Origin of the sequence: Catenuloplanes nepalensis (genome assembly GCF_030811575.1) — a bacterium.
In the GTDB taxonomy this organism is placed as follows: Bacteria; Actinomycetota; Actinomycetes; order Mycobacteriales; family Micromonosporaceae; genus Catenuloplanes; species Catenuloplanes nepalensis.
The window spans coordinates 8207306-8222429 of record NZ_JAUSRA010000001.1; the positions used below are offsets into that span (position 1 = coordinate 8207306).

15 protein-coding genes are annotated in these 15124 nt (G+C 67.9%); 5 read left to right on the plus strand and 10 right to left on the minus strand.

From position 1 onward, the window contains the following. Positions 1–18: 18 nt before the first annotated feature. Positions 19–729: a methyltransferase gene (locus J2S43_RS35630; protein WP_306836696.1), complete on the minus strand. Its 711-nt coding sequence runs from the start codon at positions 727–729 to the stop codon at positions 19–21. Positions 730–987: 258 nt separating this feature from the next. Between J2S43_RS35630 and J2S43_RS35635 the strand changes: the two genes are divergently transcribed. After that, on the plus strand, positions 988–2856 hold the full coding sequence (locus J2S43_RS35635) for a DUF6311 domain-containing protein (RefSeq protein WP_306836698.1): 1869 nt from the start codon (positions 988–990) through the stop codon (positions 2854–2856). Positions 2857–2921: 65 nt separating this feature from the next. Here the strand turns inward: J2S43_RS35635 and J2S43_RS35640 are convergent, their stop codons facing one another. Beyond that, entirely contained in the window at positions 2922–3716 is a 795-nt protein-coding gene (locus J2S43_RS35640; protein ID WP_306836700.1) for a hypothetical protein, read from the minus strand. 430 nt (positions 3717–4146) lie between these two features. Here J2S43_RS35640 and J2S43_RS35645 point away from each other — a divergent pair, with 430 nt between their 5' ends. Beyond that, positions 4147–5673, plus strand: a complete 1527-nt coding sequence (locus tag J2S43_RS35645) for a peptide deformylase (RefSeq protein WP_306836702.1) — start codon at positions 4147–4149, stop codon at positions 5671–5673. 10 nt (positions 5674–5683) lie between these two features. Here J2S43_RS35645 and J2S43_RS35650 read toward each other — a convergent pair whose 3' ends face one another. Continuing rightward, positions 5684–6790 (minus strand): globin domain-containing protein, encoded by a 1107-nt coding sequence (locus J2S43_RS35650; RefSeq protein ID WP_306836704.1) that lies wholly within the window; start codon positions 6788–6790, stop codon positions 5684–5686. 80 nt (positions 6791–6870) lie between these two features. Between J2S43_RS35650 and J2S43_RS35655 the strand changes: the two genes are divergently transcribed. Further along, entirely contained in the window at positions 6871–7641 is a 771-nt protein-coding gene (locus J2S43_RS35655) for a CPBP family intramembrane glutamic endopeptidase (RefSeq protein ID WP_306836705.1), read from the plus strand. Positions 7642–7860: 219 nt separating this feature from the next. On the opposite strand, the gene J2S43_RS35660 is transcribed toward J2S43_RS35655, so the two are convergent. Together J2S43_RS35660 and J2S43_RS35665 are read right to left on the minus strand one after the other, a co-directional pair. Beyond that, a complete protein-coding gene (locus tag J2S43_RS35660; protein ID WP_306836707.1) occupies positions 7861–8670 on the minus strand; it encodes an alpha/beta fold hydrolase in 810 nt (269 codons plus the stop codon). Between the two features lie 40 nt (positions 8671–8710). After that, a complete protein-coding gene (locus J2S43_RS35665) occupies positions 8711–9382 on the minus strand; it encodes a DUF4097 family beta strand repeat-containing protein (RefSeq protein ID WP_306836709.1) in 672 nt (223 codons plus the stop codon). Positions 9383–9605: 223 nt separating this feature from the next. Between J2S43_RS35665 and J2S43_RS35670 the strand changes: the two genes are divergently transcribed. Beyond that, positions 9606–10340 (plus strand): GbsR/MarR family transcriptional regulator, encoded by a 735-nt coding sequence (locus J2S43_RS35670; RefSeq protein WP_306836711.1) that lies wholly within the window; start codon positions 9606–9608, stop codon positions 10338–10340. Between the two features lie 279 nt (positions 10341–10619). On the opposite strand, the gene J2S43_RS35675 is transcribed toward J2S43_RS35670, so the two are convergent. Continuing rightward, complete coding sequence (locus J2S43_RS35675) at positions 10620–10931, minus strand: MerR family transcriptional regulator (protein WP_306836713.1); 312 nt, start codon at positions 10929–10931, stop codon at positions 10620–10622. A 640-nt stretch (positions 10932–11571) separates the two neighbouring features. Here J2S43_RS35675 and J2S43_RS35680 point away from each other — a divergent pair. Further along, positions 11572–11721: a hypothetical protein gene (locus tag J2S43_RS35680; protein WP_306836715.1), complete on the plus strand. Its 150-nt coding sequence runs from the start codon at positions 11572–11574 to the stop codon at positions 11719–11721. Positions 11722–11799: 78 nt separating this feature from the next. Here J2S43_RS35680 and J2S43_RS35685 read toward each other — a convergent pair whose 3' ends face one another. The 4 genes from J2S43_RS35685 to J2S43_RS35700 all read right to left on the minus strand — a co-directional run bounded on the left by J2S43_RS35685 (position 11800) and on the right by J2S43_RS35700 (position 15121). Continuing rightward, positions 11800–12711 (minus strand): NYN domain-containing protein, encoded by a 912-nt coding sequence (locus J2S43_RS35685; protein WP_306836717.1) that lies wholly within the window; start codon positions 12709–12711, stop codon positions 11800–11802. 213 nt (positions 12712–12924) lie between these two features. Continuing rightward, positions 12925–13476 (minus strand): Uma2 family endonuclease, encoded by a 552-nt coding sequence (locus tag J2S43_RS35690; RefSeq protein WP_306836719.1) that lies wholly within the window; start codon positions 13474–13476, stop codon positions 12925–12927. A 345-nt stretch (positions 13477–13821) separates the two neighbouring features. Further along, on the minus strand, positions 13822–14115 hold the full coding sequence (locus J2S43_RS35695) for a hypothetical protein (protein ID WP_306836721.1): 294 nt from the start codon (positions 14113–14115) through the stop codon (positions 13822–13824). Between the two features lie 226 nt (positions 14116–14341). Continuing rightward, a complete protein-coding gene (locus J2S43_RS35700; RefSeq protein ID WP_306836723.1) occupies positions 14342–15121 on the minus strand; it encodes a phosphotransferase in 780 nt (259 codons plus the stop codon). Positions 15122–15124: the final 3 nt, after the last annotated feature.

Here is a 15124-nt window from a genome sequence, read left to right on the forward strand (position 1 = left end):
GCGTCGTCGATAAGTCGTTTACTCCGGCACTCGCGCGACGACGAACACCGACTGGCCGAACGGCGGGCGCACCAGCGACTCGGCGGCCTTGGTGACCGGGAGCACCAGGGAGTCGTAGAACTTCACCATCGGCCCCTCCTTCGGCGTCAGCTTGAAGATGCTGGTCGCGCCGTAGTAGCCGATCAGGCCGAGCGCGTTCGCGTAGTGCAGGACCTCGATCTGGAGGCCCGCCTCCTCCATCGCGGCGCGCATCGTCTTCTTGGTGTAGCGCCGGACGTGACCGGTGGCGTAGTCGACCGGGCTCATCGCGAACATGAACGCCGGGACAATCAGCACGATCTTGCCGCCGGGGCGCACGAGGCCCTTCATGCAGCGCAGCGCGGCGACGTGATCCTCGATGTGCTCAAGCACGTTGTAGCTGACCAGCGTGCTGTGCGACCCCGTCTCGGAGGTCGGCAGCAGCATCTCCTTCACCTCGACGTTCGGGGTGTCGGCGAAGCGCTCCTTCAGCTCCACGAGGCGGTCCGGCTCCGCCTCGGTCGCGGTGAACCTCGACACGTGCGGTGCCCACTCGGCGGCGTAGTTCCCGATGCCGCTGCCGATCTCGATCGGGTCGTCCCCGAGGTGCGGGATGGCCAGCTCGACGAACCAGCGACGGTGGTTGACCGCCGTCGCAAGACCCTCAAGCACCTCGGACTGGACGCGCTGGTCGCCGGTGAGCTCTGCCATGTGTGGGTTCCCTCATGTGGTGATCCGGATTCAGCGAGACCGCAAGAGTTAACCACTCAACGCCGATGATCGAAAGTTGAGCGGCGCCGCAAGCATGAATTTATGACCTATTTGAGACATGTATCGCACAGGCTACGCGCAGATAACGGAACTGTGATCCTGCCGTGACCATGGTCGTCACCAAGACGGGTAACCGTCACCTCTGCCCCAGCTCATAGAGACATCCGCGTTATCAAGCTCGGTTAGGCTCGCGTGGCTATGACTATTCAGGACATCGACCCCTCGAACCGGCCTCTCGGGGTGGCCATGCCCTCGGTCGACATCGAAGCCGAGCGGATCCTTCTCGAACAGGATCTGGAACAGTCTTCCGGTCTGCGCTCGCCACGGTGGCGCGCGCGGTTGCTGGATCTGGCCGCGGTCGCGAGCTTCGCGCTGATGGCGTTCCTGATCACCCGCACCGCCTGGCTCAACCTCGACCACGAGTTGGTCAACGCGCAGGATCAGGCGTTCTTCGAGTGGATGCTGGCGCACGGCGCGCGAGTCGTCACCGACTTCGCCTACCCCTTCGTGTCTTACCAGGTGAACGTGCCCTACGGCATCAACCTGATGGCGAACACGTCGGTGCTGGCCGTCTCCATCCCGATGACGCCGATCACGCTGGCCTTCGGGCCGCACATCGCGTTCAACGTCTTCCTCACCGGCGCGCTGCTGCTGACCGGCCTCTCGTGGTACTACGTGCTGTCCCGGCACATCGTCACCTCGAAGGTCGCCGCGTGGGTCGGCGCGCTGTTCGCCGCGTTCGCGCCGAGCATGGTGGCGCACGCCAACGGTCACCCCAACATCATCTCGCAGTTCCTGATCCCGCTGATCATCTGGCGCACGCTCTGCCTGGTGGAATCCGGGCGTTCGGTCCGTAACGGCGCGCTGCTCGGCCTGCTGATCGTCTGGCAGGCCTTCATCAACCTCGAGATCCTGTTCATGACCGCGGTCGGCGTCGGCGTCTTCGTCGTGATCGTGGGCCTGAGCCGGGCCGAGCACCGCCGGCACTTCAAGACCTTCGTGGCCGGCCTCGGCGTGACCGCCGGCGTGGCGCTGACCCTGCTGGCGTACCCGCTGTATATCCAGTTCTTCGGCCCGCAGTCCTACCACGGTCTCGCACAGGACATCCGGCACTTCGGCGCCGATCTCGGGTCGTACTGGACCTACTCCCGTCGCTCGATCGCCGGCGACTGGAAGACCACGATGTACATGACGCAGAACTCCTCCGAGGAGAACGCGTTCTTCGGCTGGGGCATCCCGATCGTCTTCATCGGCCTGGTCGTCTGGATGCGCCGCAGCCGGGTGGCCATCGGCCTCGCGTCCGTCGCGCTGCTCTTCGCGTTCATGTCGCTCGGCCCGGCGATCCACTACATCGGCACCGACACCGGCGTCCCCGGACTGTGGGCGCTGCTGCACAGCGTGCCGATCCTCAACTCGGTGGTGCCGACCCGGTGGGCGCTCGCGGTCGCGCCGGTGATCGCGATCCTGCTGGCGCTCGGTGTGCAGCGGGTCAACGGCCTGGTCCTGGACCGGCCGAAGGCCGTGCTCCCGGTCCGGCTGGCCACCACCGCGGTGCTGTCGCTGACGCTGATCCCGATGTTCCCGACGCCGCTGCTGACCCAGCCGATGATGGAGACGCCCGCGTTCATCACGAACGGCACCTGGCGGGAGTACGTCGACGAGCAGCACACCGTGGTAACACTGCCGCTGCCGGACGCGTCGTTCCCGGCGGCCCAGCGCTGGTCCGCGATCACCGGCAACGACATGCGCCTGCCGCGCGGCTACGGCCTGTTCCCCAACTGGATCGACGGCACCGGCGCGTTCTCCGCCGAGCCGCGGGCGACGAGTCAGTACTTCTACAACCTGTGGGCCGGTTACTGGGTGCCGAAGGTCGACGACACCCGCCGGGCCCAGACGCTCGACGACCTGCGCTACTGGGAGGCCGGCCTGGTCGTGCTGCCGCCGCAGGCGCACGACATCGAGATGCGGCGCGCGATGAGCGACATCCTCGGCTTCCAGCCGAAGTGGGTCGAGGGCGTGTGGATCTGGGACGTCCGCCACCTGACCAGCACGGTGGTGGAGGACTAGCTCTTCATACACATGTTCTATCCACAGCCTGTGGATAGAACATGTGTATAAGTCCAGGGGGCGGTCTACTGCTTTATGCAGCAGCCGGAGCAGACCTTGGGTGCCGGCAGCGTGAAGGCCAGGCAGCAGGTGCGGCGCTGGACCGTGAGCCGGCCGTCCGCCTCCGGGACCAGGTCGACCAGGTCCGCGACGTCGAGCGCGGCCAGCAGCGTCTCGATGCTGTCCACCGCGCGGCCGGGCAGCACGTCCGCGGTGCGCAGCACGCCCTGCGCCACGCCGGACGCGAGCGAGCCGAGCAGCGTGCGCGCGCCGACCCGGGCGTGCCCGCGCAGCCGGTCCAGCAGCGGCGTGAGGTGTTCGTCCAGCAGCGAGCCGCGCAGCATGGCCAGCAGATCGGCCTCGTCCGCCGCGACCCGCACGCCCGGGTGGCCGCCGGCCGCCAGCGGGTCGCCCGGCAGCACCGCGACCTCGGTCGACGGCGCGAGCCCGACGCGCAGCAGCGGTGCCGAGTCGTCCACCCGGATCAGCGTGTCCGCCGGCCGCAGCAGGGGGACCCGGCGCGCGCCGGCCCAGCCGACCACGGCCGGCAGCGCCACCCAGTAGGTGTAGTGCTTCCAGGCCAGCGCCGCGGCCGCGTGCGGCTGCGCGTGCCAGAGACGGCGGGCCGCGCCCAGCATCGTGGGCAGCGCGTCGCCGGCGATCAGGTCGGCGCCGGAGATCCAGTCGTTCGGCCGCCGGTGCGCCAGCAGGCCGGGCAGCAGGCTCGGCAACGGGTACGCGGTGCCGAAAGCGGCCCGCAGCGTCGCGGTGATCGGTGCGAACGGCTCGGCGGGCGCCGGCCGGTGGACGAGAGTGGTCACTCGGCGTCGCCAGCCTGCGTGATGAATGAATGACGCACGGTGATCAGTGCGGACTCGTGCCGCGACGGCTCCACATCGGAGCCGCTGAGCCGGATGCATCGCCGCATAGCCGCCGCCACCTCGTCGGATCGGTCGCCGCCGGACGGGCGGCTCACCATTGCTTGCTAAGGATAGCCTAACCAGACTTCGCAGCGTTTACGCGCGTGGTTACTCACAATGACGATAGGACCGGTCTCCGATCATAGGCTGATAAATCCTTCTAAATCCGGGCATGGCCGTCGTGTTGCGTTGCTCTCGGTGATCGCTGATGTGCGCTACGCAGATGACGGCGTCGGCTTTGTCAATACTTCTGTCTGTAACGCGCTACTCACTCACGGGTGTTCGGTCGGGCAACGGACACTGAAGGCCCGGGAGCCGAGAAGGACGCGTGATGACAGCACAGCCGACATCGCCGACCTCGCCGCTGGAGCGGGCGGCCGACTCGTTCGCCGCCGAACTGTCCCAGTGGCGTGCCGACCGAGGAATGACCAAGAAGCAGCTGGCCGCGCGGATGGGCTTCGACCCGTCCTACGTCAGCCACGTCGAGGGCCGCCGGCACCGCCCCACCGAGGACTTCGCGCGCCGTGCCGAGGCCGTGCTCGACGCGGGCGGCCGCATCTGGCAGCGCTTCCAGGAGTACGACGAGCTGCGCCACGTGCGCTCCAGCGGCCTGACCCACCGCGACCCGCCCGTGCCCGAGCAGTGGCTGCCGCCCGGCACCGGCCTGGTCGTCGAGCAGGAGATCGCCGAGCTGGTCTACTCCGACGGCGAGTACCGCTGCGTCATCCGGCGCGCGCTCTACAACGCCGGGACCGAGCCGGTCACCCGCTACATGGTCAAGGTCGCGGTCGACCGCTACCCCGGCGATCCCGAGCGCTCCAACCGGCACCACCGCGAGCATCCGCTCTCCTTCGACGAGCTGAAACTCACCGCGTTCTGGGGTGCGCCGTACGCGCGGGAGCCGATGCGCTGGCGGAAGAAGCGCGACCGGGACGCGGACAAGGAGATGTGGCTGCTCTTCGAGAACGACAACGGCCGCTTCCCGCTCTACCCCGGCCAGCGCACCACGATCGAGTACGCGTACTCCGTCGCGGAGGAGAAGTGGGGCCAGTGGTTCCAGCGCGCGGTCCGGCTGCCCACCCGGCAGCTCACGGTCCGGCTGGACTTCCCCGCCGCGCTCGACCCCACGGTCTGGGGCGAGGAGACCTCGCTCTCCGCCGAGGAGGCGCCGCTGCGCACCCCGTTCACCCGGCACGAGGAGAACGACCGCGCGGTCTTCGAGTGGTCCACGGACGAGCCGCCGCTCAACGCGCGCTACAAGCTGTCCTGGCGTTTCCGCGGCACGCCCGCGCCGACCGGTGGTGGCCGGGCCAGCGACCGCATGCGCGCGGCCGGCATCCTGCAGCGCGGCGACACCCGGCTCACCACCCCGGCGCGGCCGCTCGCGCTGCCCGAACAGGCCCGCCAGGCGCGGGATGTCGCCGAGGCGCTGCACCGCGCGGCCGGCCGGGTCGAGACGCTGCACGATTTCCGCAAGGGCATGGGACTCGCCGCGCCGCAGATCGGGCTGCCGGTCGCGGTCGCGGTGATCCGGCCACCGGACCCGGCCGTGGAACCACTGACGCTGGTCAACCCGCGGGTGCTGACCGAGTCGGCGGAGACCGACGTCCAGTACGAGGGCTGCCTGTCGTTCTTCGACGAGCGCGGCGCGGTGCGCCGGCCACTGCGCATCGACGTGGAGCACGATCGCTGGGACGGCACCCGCATGATCACCACGTTCGAGCTGGCGATGGCGCGGCTGGTCGCGCACGAGATCGACCACCTGGACGGGCGGCTCTACCTCGACCGGATGCCGCCGGACGCGCGGCTGGTCTCGGTGGAGGAGTACCAGGACGGCGGGCTGCCCTGGCGCTACTGAAACTCGTCCGCTACTGAAACTCGTCGTACCGGATGCGTGACCGCGGCACGTCCAGCGCGGTCAGCGTGCGCAACGTGGACCGGACCATCCCGGACGAGCCGGCCACGTAGAAATCGTGATCGCTCCACGGCCCGTACCGGCCCACGATCTCCGACACGTTCCCGCGCTCGCCGTCGAAGCTCGCGTCCCGGCTGCACGCCGGCACCAGCGACACCCACGGATGCTGCGCCGCGATCGCCCGCAGCTCCGGCAGGTCGTAGAGGTCGTCCCGGGTACCGGCGCCGAAGAACACGTGCACCCAGCGCGTCCGGTTGAACCGGGTCAGCTCCTCCAGCAACGCCTTGATCGGGGCCAGGCCGGTGCTGCCCGCCACGCACACGATGTCCCGGGTCGAGCGGCGGTCCAGCGTCATCGAGCCCATCGGCGAGGCCAGCCGCAGCAGATCACCGGCGCGCACCCGGCGGACCAGCGCGCCGGACACCCACCCGCTGCTCAGCGCGCGCACGTGGAACTCCAGTGTGTGATCCCGGCGCGGCGCGTTCGCCATCGAATAGACCCGCCACACCCGCGGCTGGTACGCCGGGCACTCCACGCTCACGTGCTGCCCGGCCCGGAACTCCATCGCCTGCCCCGGCAGCACCGTCAGCACCGCGATGTCCCGGCCGCGCCGCTCGTGGCTGAGCACCTCCGCGATCCAGTACGCCGGGTAGGTGTCCGACTCGGCCGCGTCCATCATCTTCCGCGCGATCAGGGCGTACGCGTCCCGCCAGGCCTGGTCGAAGTCCGGCGTCCACCGCTCGCCCCCGAAGATCCGCAGCGACTCCAGCAGCGCGTCGCCGACCACCGCGTACTGCTCCGGCGTGACCTGGAATTTCCGGTGATCCCGGCCCAGGCCCCGCAGATAGTCGTCCAGCCGCTCCGGATCGTCCACCGTCTGCACGGCCGTCACGATCGCGCCCAGCAACCGTGACCGCTGCGCATCCATCTGCACCGGGAACAGCTCGCGCAGGTGCGGATTGGACAGGAAGATCCGCGCGTAGAAGTAGCCGGCCAGCTTCTCACGCTGCCCCTCGACGATGGTCCAGCTCTCTTTCAGAAGGTGCGACAGATCGCCCATGAACCGCGATCCTCGCCCCCGGGCCGCCGCACCGCGCGGACGCACTGTGCGACCGGACACGGATGGGGCACAGTAAGTGGGTGACCGCGCTCCTCAACGCCCCCGACGACGTCGCACACCGGGACCGGACCCTCAGGTTCGAGTTGCTGATCGTCTTCGGCCTGTCGCTCGGCCAGTCCGCGGTCTTCTCCCTGGTCAACATCGTCGGCCGGCTCACCGCGTCCACACCGCTCTCCGCACAGACGTCCACGCTGAACCCGGCCGCGTCCGACCGCCCCTACCTCGACCTCACGCTCCAGCTGCTGCGCATCCTCTTCGCCCTGATGCCGGTCGTCCTCGCGCTGCACCTGCTCGCCCGCGACCGCGCCGCCACCATGGGCCTGGACTTCCGCCGCCCGTTCTTCGACCTCGGCTCCGGCGCTCTGCTGGCCGCCGGCATCGGAATCCCAGGCCTCGGTCTCTACCTGGCCGCCCGCGAACTCGGCCTGAACACCACGGTGGTCGCGTCCGCACTCAACGACGTCTGGTGGACCGTCCCCGTCCTCATCCTGGCCGCCGCCAAGAACGCCATCCTGGAGGAGGTCCTGGTCGTCGGCTACCTGATGCGCCGCCTGGAGGACCTCCGCTGGCGCGTCCCCACGATCATCCTCACCAGCTCCGTCCTCCGCGGCTCATACCACCTCTACCAGGGCTTCGGCGGCTTCATCGGCAACATCGTGATGGGCATCGTCTTCTGCCTCTTCCACCTCCGCTTCAAGCGCGTCATGCCCCTGATCGTCGCCCACACGATCCTCGACATCGTCGCCTTCGTCGGCTACGCCCTCCTGGCCCCCCACGTCTCCTGGCTGTAGGGGTTCACAAGGCTCCAAGACCTTCAAGACCGGATCTTCCCGCTTCCGGCGTAGTGCAGCCCGCATGCTCCCGCGGGCAAACCTCGCGCCGGGCTCCGCCGGCGCTCCGCTCGGCGCATCGGAGCCGGTTCCGCCGCTGGTCACCCAAAGACCACGCGAGTTCCGGCACCGGTCACCAGACCGGCGCGGGACTCGGCTTCACTGCCGTGCGGGAAGGTCTCAGCGCTGGTCGAGGGCGGCGACCTCGCGCACGGCCGCGGCGATGACCGGGAAGTCCTTCCTGAGCAGCGCGCCGTGATTGCTGGTGACCTTCGCGTGGATGCGAACGTTCGGATTGCGGACGGTGACCGCATCGAGGCCGGCCCGGATCCGTTCCTGCTCGTCACCGCGACTCCCGAGGGAGGTCCCCGAGGCGACCACGTAACGGGTGGGGACGGTGATGGCGTCGAGCACGGGACCCAGCTCGCGTTCGCGGGAGAGCTTGCCGAGCTCGATGTTGCTGTCGGCCTGCTGTTCGGCGGTCATCCGCGGGGTCAGACCCGTCGGGCGCAGCAGCGGCAGGAACCAGCCCATCCGCCGGAACATCTTCCGGATCCGTTGCTCCATGGCCTCGTCGAGCCAGTCGTGCGGAAAGGCGCCGTCGACCATGACCGCGCCTATCGTGCGGTCCGGGTGCCGGTGGGCCCAGTGCGCGGCGACCACCGCTCCGTAGGACCAGCCCACCAGCAGCGCCCGGTCCACCCCGCGGGCCGACAGGACAGCGTCGACGTCCCGCACGGCGGCCTCGAACGAATAGTCCGCCGAGCGCTTCGATCTGCCGCGGGCCCGCTCGTCGTAGGTGATGTGCCGCCACCCGGTGCCCAGTTCGGCGATGACCCGCCGCCAGTACCCCTGGGTGGCGAACTGTCCGTTGAGGTAGACCGCGGGGATGCCGGCACCCCCGGTGTCGGTGACGGCCAGGGCCGTGTCGTCGACCGGCACCATGCCGGACCACTTCGGCGCGGCCGGGACGTCGCTGTTCTTCGTCATGCGTACCACCTGCTCCTGTTGGAATCGCTCGTTGAGGTCGTCACAGACTGCGTGCGGTGATGTCGCCGTGGGCGGTGGTCGCGTGGATGTTCAGGCCGGCGGCAGCGCCGTCGGTGTTGTGCAGTGCGTTGTGGACGCGGCCGAAGGTGGTGCCGGCGTCCAGGGTCGCGGAGGCGCCGCGGGCGGCACCGACCGAGATGTTGCCGTGCTCGGTGTGCAGCGTGACGGCGCCGTCGACGGCCTCGACGATGTGCAGGTCGCCCTTGCGGGTGCTGATCCGCGCCGGTCCGCCCACTCGGCCGACCTTCACGTCACCGGCCTGCAGGGTCAGGCGAGCGCTCGCCGTCTCGTCCAGCGTGATCGAGCCGTTCGCGCTCTCGACGGTGACGTCGCCGAGGCGTCCGACGCCCCGGAAGTCGGCGCCGGCCGCCGTGGCCTCGATCCGGGAGCCGGCGGGCAGCTGGACCGTCACTTCGACGGAGCCGGATGCGCCGAGGGTCCGGCTCGCCCGGTCCGCGGCTGCGATTCGCAGGACACCGTCGGCGTAGGCGACCCCGATACGCTCCGCCGCCTTGACGTCGCGGCCCTTGGTGGCGTCCGCGGGCAGGATCTCGACCGTGGTGTCGGCCCGGTCGGCGGCGATGATCCGGACACGACCCGCGGGGATGTCGAGCACGGCCGAGACCGGCGCGGGGGTGTTGAATTTTCGCATCGTGAGCTCCTTCGATCGAATGTTTCCGACAACGGAAAAGCTACGTTGCCTTCACGATCTGGGCAACGACGATGTTGCACTGGTCGATAGTTTTCGCTGTTCAGAAGCTCAAACTCATTGCAATGGCCGAGAGCGCAACGCAATGAGTGGCGGACCTACCGTTGCAATGGATGGCGAGTGAACGCTAAGGTGACGACCGTCGCCGACGGTGAGGGAGACCGCGATGCCAGGTGGAAGGCTCACCCAGCAGGAACGCCAGCAGATCACGCTCGGGCTGGCCGACGGTCTCGCCTACGCGGAGATCGCCCGGCGCATCGATCGTCCGACCTCGACCGTCACCCGGGAGGTCTTACGTAACGGTGGCCCGGCCGCGTACCGCGGCGACCTCGCCCATCACGCCGCCGGGCACCGCGCACGCCGCCGTGCGAAAGCCGTGCCCGGGCGATCCTCCGCATCGAGGCAGGCCGACGGGCGAGACAGCGACGCCCTGCGCGCGTACGAGGACACGTTCGCCACCATCTTCATGCAGTCGGGCCTTCCACCGATGACGGCCCGCGCCCTGGCCAGCCTGTACACCACCGATACGGGCAGCCTCACCGCCGCCGAGATCGCCCGGCGACTGCAGATCAGCCCGGGATCCGTCTCCAAGGCGGTCGCGTTCCTCGACAGCCAGGGCCTGATCCGCCGCGAGCGCGACGAACGCCGCCGCGAACGCTATGTCGTCGACGACGACGTCCTGTACCAGTCCGTGATGGCCAGCGCCCGATCCACCGCCCGGCTCGGCGAGATCGCCCGGCAGGGCGTGGACATCCTCGGCCCCGGCACCCCGGCCGCCGCCCGCCTGGAGAACATCGCGCGCTTCGTCGACTTCGTCTCCGAGAACATGGCGCGCGCCGCCGACCAAGCCCGCGAGATCCTCCACACCAAGCCCGGGACCACCGCGGACAGCGCTTCCTGACCCGACCCCAGACCACCGCGGCGGTACGGGGTGCGGTCAGTCGGCTGAGCTGACATCGACCCCCGATTCGAGCCCGCGCTGGTTCGGTTCCCACGAGGTCTTCCACGTCCTGACCATCGCGGCCTTCACCGTCCACTGCATCGGCATCTCCATGGCGCTTCACACCGCCGCCGCCTGAGCCGGTGCCCGGTTCAAGCTGACGCGTGCCGGCCTGCGGCACATAACCCACGGAAAACGGTCCTTCTCCTTGACAGGGAAGGACCGTGAAAGATATCCGGATCAGGCTGCCTCTACGACCCGTTCGCGCCGGTTCGATTGGAGAACTTCCTGGAGCCGGTCCTCAAGGATGAGTATGCGGCACGAGGCCTCCAAGGCGGTGCCCTGAGCGACCATCGCACGGGCCCGTGCGGCGAGACGCAGCTGATGGCGCGAGTAGCGGCGGTGACCGCCGGCCGACCGGGACGGGGTGAACAGTTTCGCCTTCTCGAGGCGACGCAGGAAGTCCTGCGAGGCGCCGCTGATCTCCGCGGCGCGGCCCATCGTGTAGGCAGGGTAGTGCTCGTCGTCGAGCATGTCATCGGGTTGGGTCATCCACGCCTCTCCATGACGAGGGCCCCGGCGCGGGAAGCGCCGGGGCCCGGGGTTACGGGTTCAAAACACCATCTACCGACAGGTTCGTCGGCTTGCCTTTTCCGCACCTGCCGCCGCTTGCGGCTTGCGGTGCGAGGATCGCATAAGCGTGACCGGAGACCACCTCACGTTCGATGGAGACTGCGGTAGCCACCCCAGAACCCGAAAACTGTTCTGACGGCGGGCGATCCAACGGTGCTCAGCCCTCCCTTTCCTCTGCTTCCATTTGCTGTGGTGCTGTGGTGCTGTGGTGCTGTCGTGCTACCAACCGGTGTCGGAGCCCCACGCAAACTTCACGGCCCCGCACACGTGCGGCGGATCTTTCTGCATCAGGTCGAGCCCCGAACGTGCATCGGCCCCACCTGCGTCTGCCCTGACCTGGAATTTCGTCAAGGTCTTGTCGTGCACCTGCCTTGCTGAAATGCCTGCGGTGATGCTGAGCCACCGCCGTGCCGAGCGAGCCACGAGAACATCCGGGCCCTGCTTGACGCTCGGTCTGATTCGTCTGCGTCTTCAACGGTCTTTGCTGTCAACGAGAGAAACACTAACCAGTCATCACAAGAATGTCTAGTCCGGCCAGCATAGATTTTCTCGGCGAGCCGTGCGGGCTTCAGTCCGGGTCGCCGACGATCCACTGAATCCGCAGATCACGACCATCAAGCCCGCCGCAGGGCCGCCCGCCCGCGATGCCATCGTCACGACGCCGGCGGGGGCCTGGTACATGGCGATCCCGGCCGCGATCAGCAATTGAGCCGGATCCGTGCCGCCCGCAGGCAACCGGTCGACGCACTCCGCGGCCCGGGATGAGACGCGTCGGCCTGCCTGATTCTCACGGCCTGGCAGCCCGACCTTCTGACCCGTAGGCCTCATCACACGCCGCCCAGAACCGCGCCCGAAGCCTGTGCCGGATCGCCTCATCCAAGTCAGAGACACCGAGACGATCCGACAGATCGGTCAACAATGCCTTGTCAACGTCTCGGGGAACCGACGGCTTGCCGGCTATGAGCGCCGCAAGCTCCTCTGCACTGGCAGATCTGCGAAATGTCGTCAGGACTCCATTGACCACCGAGTCGACCTGTTCGGGGAACTTGGAGGTCGCGTCCAACCGCTCTCCGTCGAGGGACGCGTCAGACACAAACGTGGACGACGGAGGGAACGCGCCTACCTGCGGCCGCCCTCCCTGCGGTGCCACCACCATCGACCGCGCCGCCGGAGGCAACTCGACCTTCGTCACCGTCTGGTCAACGGTTTCCGGAAAGAGGATCTTGAGGCCGTCGGCCGCACGAATCAGATGCCGGCTGATGCCGTGTGGCTTGTCATCAGCGTTGGGAACGGCAAGCAGGAAGACCTGCACACCATGAACCTGAGCCTCCTCGACAGCCTCGGTCAGATCATCGTCCCCCGAGACGAGGATGAAGACCTCTGCGACACCGTTACGGGCATGCGTTACAAGATCAAGGCCAATACGCAGGTCAACGCCCTTCTGCTGACCTTCCACACCGAACCGGCCGAGCCGCAACTTGACGTTGGACAGCTCTCCGATGAGCTGCTGCTGAGGGTCGGGTACGCCGTCTCTCGCGGAGTCGTACCAGTGGACTCGCAGCACCGGCAGCTCCGACAGCTTCTCGGCCTGCTGAACGAGCCCGTCGACCAGCGACTCGTAATCGACCTGAATTCCGTTGCGTAGCGACGTCCCCGTCAGCCGGACCGCCGCGGCACTGAGCAGGTAACCGACGTCCACATATAGGGAGCACCTAGGCCTCACGATCCCCAGGATGCCACCAGGTCAACGTCGTGCCACTCACCACGCCCGCCACGGGGGATTCCTGATGAACGCCAGGCGCCTGACGTTCACGCAAAACGGAGCACGGCGGCGGTGCCGTAGGAGGGACGGACGGCGCGAAAGAGCCGGCCGTGTGTGACACCGGCTGTCAGTAGCGACGCCTGCGACGGCTCACGAGATATCAGGCACCGTGGTCAGCAGCCAGTTGATCGGCTGCGGCCGGCCTTCGGCCGGTTCGTACTCGCCGGTCTCGGCACTCAGCACATGCCGGTGCACGGTGGTGACGGGGTCGCGCTCGACGATCCAGTAGCGGGGGATCCCGGCCTTGGCGTACTCCGCCTTCTTGATCACCCGGTCGACTGCCTCGGAGCCCCGGAACACCACCTCGACAGTAAGCAGCAGGCCCGCCGTGCCGGCATAGCTCGACCGGGCCGGCCGCGGCGGCATGCCGTCGGCCCACACCGTCAGATCCGGCACTCGCCCGCCACCGACGTCGATGCCGCAGTCCGTGACGACCCGCTCGGGACCGTAGCCATCGGTCAGGAACCAAGCGAACATTCGCGACACGAGCAGCGCGTGGTCGGGATCCGCGGGCGGCACGACTGACAGCACTCCCTCGGGGCTCAACTCGTAACGGTGGTTCTCGTCAGCCGCCGCCATCACAGCGAGGTCATCCAGCGTCACCTGAGTCGGCATTCCGGAGCCCACAGCTTCGGCGCTCATCACGCACCCACGCGTTCGGCCGATTCGAGTCCCGATCGGAGGATTTCCCCACGGGATCGGCACGCCTGCGACACGCGATCACCACCCGATCAACGCAGCACCGTCATGCGGGACACCCTGATCCGAACATGGAAAGCATCAAGGCCGCAGGCCGCGTTTCCGCAGCTCGCGGCCTTGATTACTCTGTGCGCCCGAAGGGACTCGAACCCCTGACCTTCTGATCCGTAGGTGCCCCAAGGGAGGGTTTCCGAGGGCTACCGACGGACCTAGGTGTCACATGACCAGCACGTTTGACCCTAGGAGTACCTCGGTAGCCTTCGGAATACTTAGGAGTTTTGCAACGGATCATGCAACGGGATCGCGTCCCTCGCCACTCCTGCCAGAGCGGCCATCGATGTAACCCCGTAGGTAGACCACAGCCTCATCAGCCGCAAGACCGTGCAGCGCGTCGACATCCCGCTTGACCGCCTCCACCTCGCCGACGAGCTCGCGGTCGGCCGCAGCGTGTCGCCGAAGAACGGCGACCGCGGCACCGGCAGCAGCGAGCCCCAAGCCGAGTTTCGCCAGGGAAGACATGAGGCTCACCTGGGCTTCACCCCCGTGAATCGCTTCGATCTCACAGAATTTCGAGACGATCATGGCACGAATGATCCACAGAAGACGGCCCACTTTCGTCGGGACAGGCGAGTTTTGGAACATATGTTCGATTTGATCGACAAGGTTTCGTGAACGTTCAACACGCTGAGCCGCCTCGCGGCGTGCCCCGTCTCGCAACAAGAGAACGCCACGAGAATCCGCCCCCGAGATACCAAGACGCCGAGGCAAGCTAGCCGTCGCCAGCTTGCCTCGGGTCTCAGGTATGCCGTCAGCCTCGTTCGCGTCGGTAGGTAGCCCACGCGGTCGTCCAGGTGGACAGGTCTCGCACCCACTGGTCGCTGTTCGGCCGTGCCTTATCCGACCACTTCGCACTGCTTCTGGCGGCGAAATCGTCCAGGACGGCAGGATCGACTGCGGCCCACGCGGGAAACTGCGTCAGCCAGTCCTCCGCCTGCTCCGGCGCGTGGCCGCTGCCGATGAGCCACTGCATGATCAAAGCCAGTTCGACCCAGGACGCCGCCCGGGTCGTATAAGCCCAATCGACCACGCGCAGCCCGTCGGCCGTCATGATCAGGTTTGCCGGGTTCAGGTCGGAGTGCACGAGCATCTCGCCGCTGGCCGCTTCCTGTTCCCAACCGAGCCGGCTCCCGGCGCTGTACCAGTTTCCCTCCGGCGCGACGGTTGTCTGGAGCCTCTTGAGTACCTCGGCGAGCAGGTGAAGATCGGGGCTGCCCGGAGAGAGATCGGGGTGGGGACCGTCCAGATGCTCGGTCCCCACCACCAGCCAGCCGTCGGACTCGAAGTCCCACAGGACCGCGGGCGCGTACCGCCCGACGCTCCTGGTCGCCGCAACCTCGTAGCGCAGTGACCGAACGCCCAGATCAGCCGATGCCGCCTTGACGAAGACCTTCCCGGCCGGCCCTGTGACGGCCGCGGCGATCTCCGCGTGGTCACCGTCCGGAACAGCCTCGACGTCGAAAGGTCCGCCGACATGGCCAGCAATCGATTTGGTGACGCTTTCTGGTAGAACGTTCCAGTTACTACGCATCTT

Excerpts from the sequence above, each read along its gene's own strand:
- J2S43_RS35630 (WP_306836696.1), bottom strand. The coding sequence starts at position 729 with ATGGCAGAGCTCACCGGCGACCAGCGCGTCCAGTCCGAGGTGCTTGAG.
- J2S43_RS35635 (WP_306836698.1), top strand. The coding sequence starts at position 988 with ATGACTATTCAGGACATCGACCCCTCGAACCGGCCTCTCGGGGTGGCC.
- J2S43_RS35645 (WP_306836702.1), top strand. The coding sequence starts at position 4,147 with ATGACAGCACAGCCGACATCGCCGACCTCGCCGCTGGAGCGGGCGGCC.
- J2S43_RS35650 (WP_306836704.1), bottom strand. The coding sequence starts at position 6,790 with ATGGGCGATCTGTCGCACCTTCTGAAAGAGAGCTGGACCATCGTCGAG.
- J2S43_RS35660 (WP_306836707.1), bottom strand. The coding sequence starts at position 8,670 with ATGACGAAGAACAGCGACGTCCCGGCCGCGCCGAAGTGGTCCGGCATG.
- J2S43_RS35665 (WP_306836709.1), bottom strand. The coding sequence starts at position 9,382 with ATGCGAAAATTCAACACCCCCGCGCCGGTCTCGGCCGTGCTCGACATC.
- J2S43_RS35670 (WP_306836711.1), top strand. The coding sequence starts at position 9,606 with ATGCCAGGTGGAAGGCTCACCCAGCAGGAACGCCAGCAGATCACGCTC.
- J2S43_RS35675 (WP_306836713.1), bottom strand. The coding sequence starts at position 10,931 with ATGACCCAACCCGATGACATGCTCGACGACGAGCACTACCCTGCCTAC.
- J2S43_RS35690 (WP_306836719.1), bottom strand. The coding sequence starts at position 13,476 with ATGAGCGCCGAAGCTGTGGGCTCCGGAATGCCGACTCAGGTGACGCTG.
- J2S43_RS35695 (WP_306836721.1), bottom strand. The coding sequence starts at position 14,115 with ATGATCGTCTCGAAATTCTGTGAGATCGAAGCGATTCACGGGGGTGAA.
- J2S43_RS35700 (WP_306836723.1), bottom strand. The coding sequence starts at position 15,121 with ATGCGTAGTAACTGGAACGTTCTACCAGAAAGCGTCACCAAATCGATT.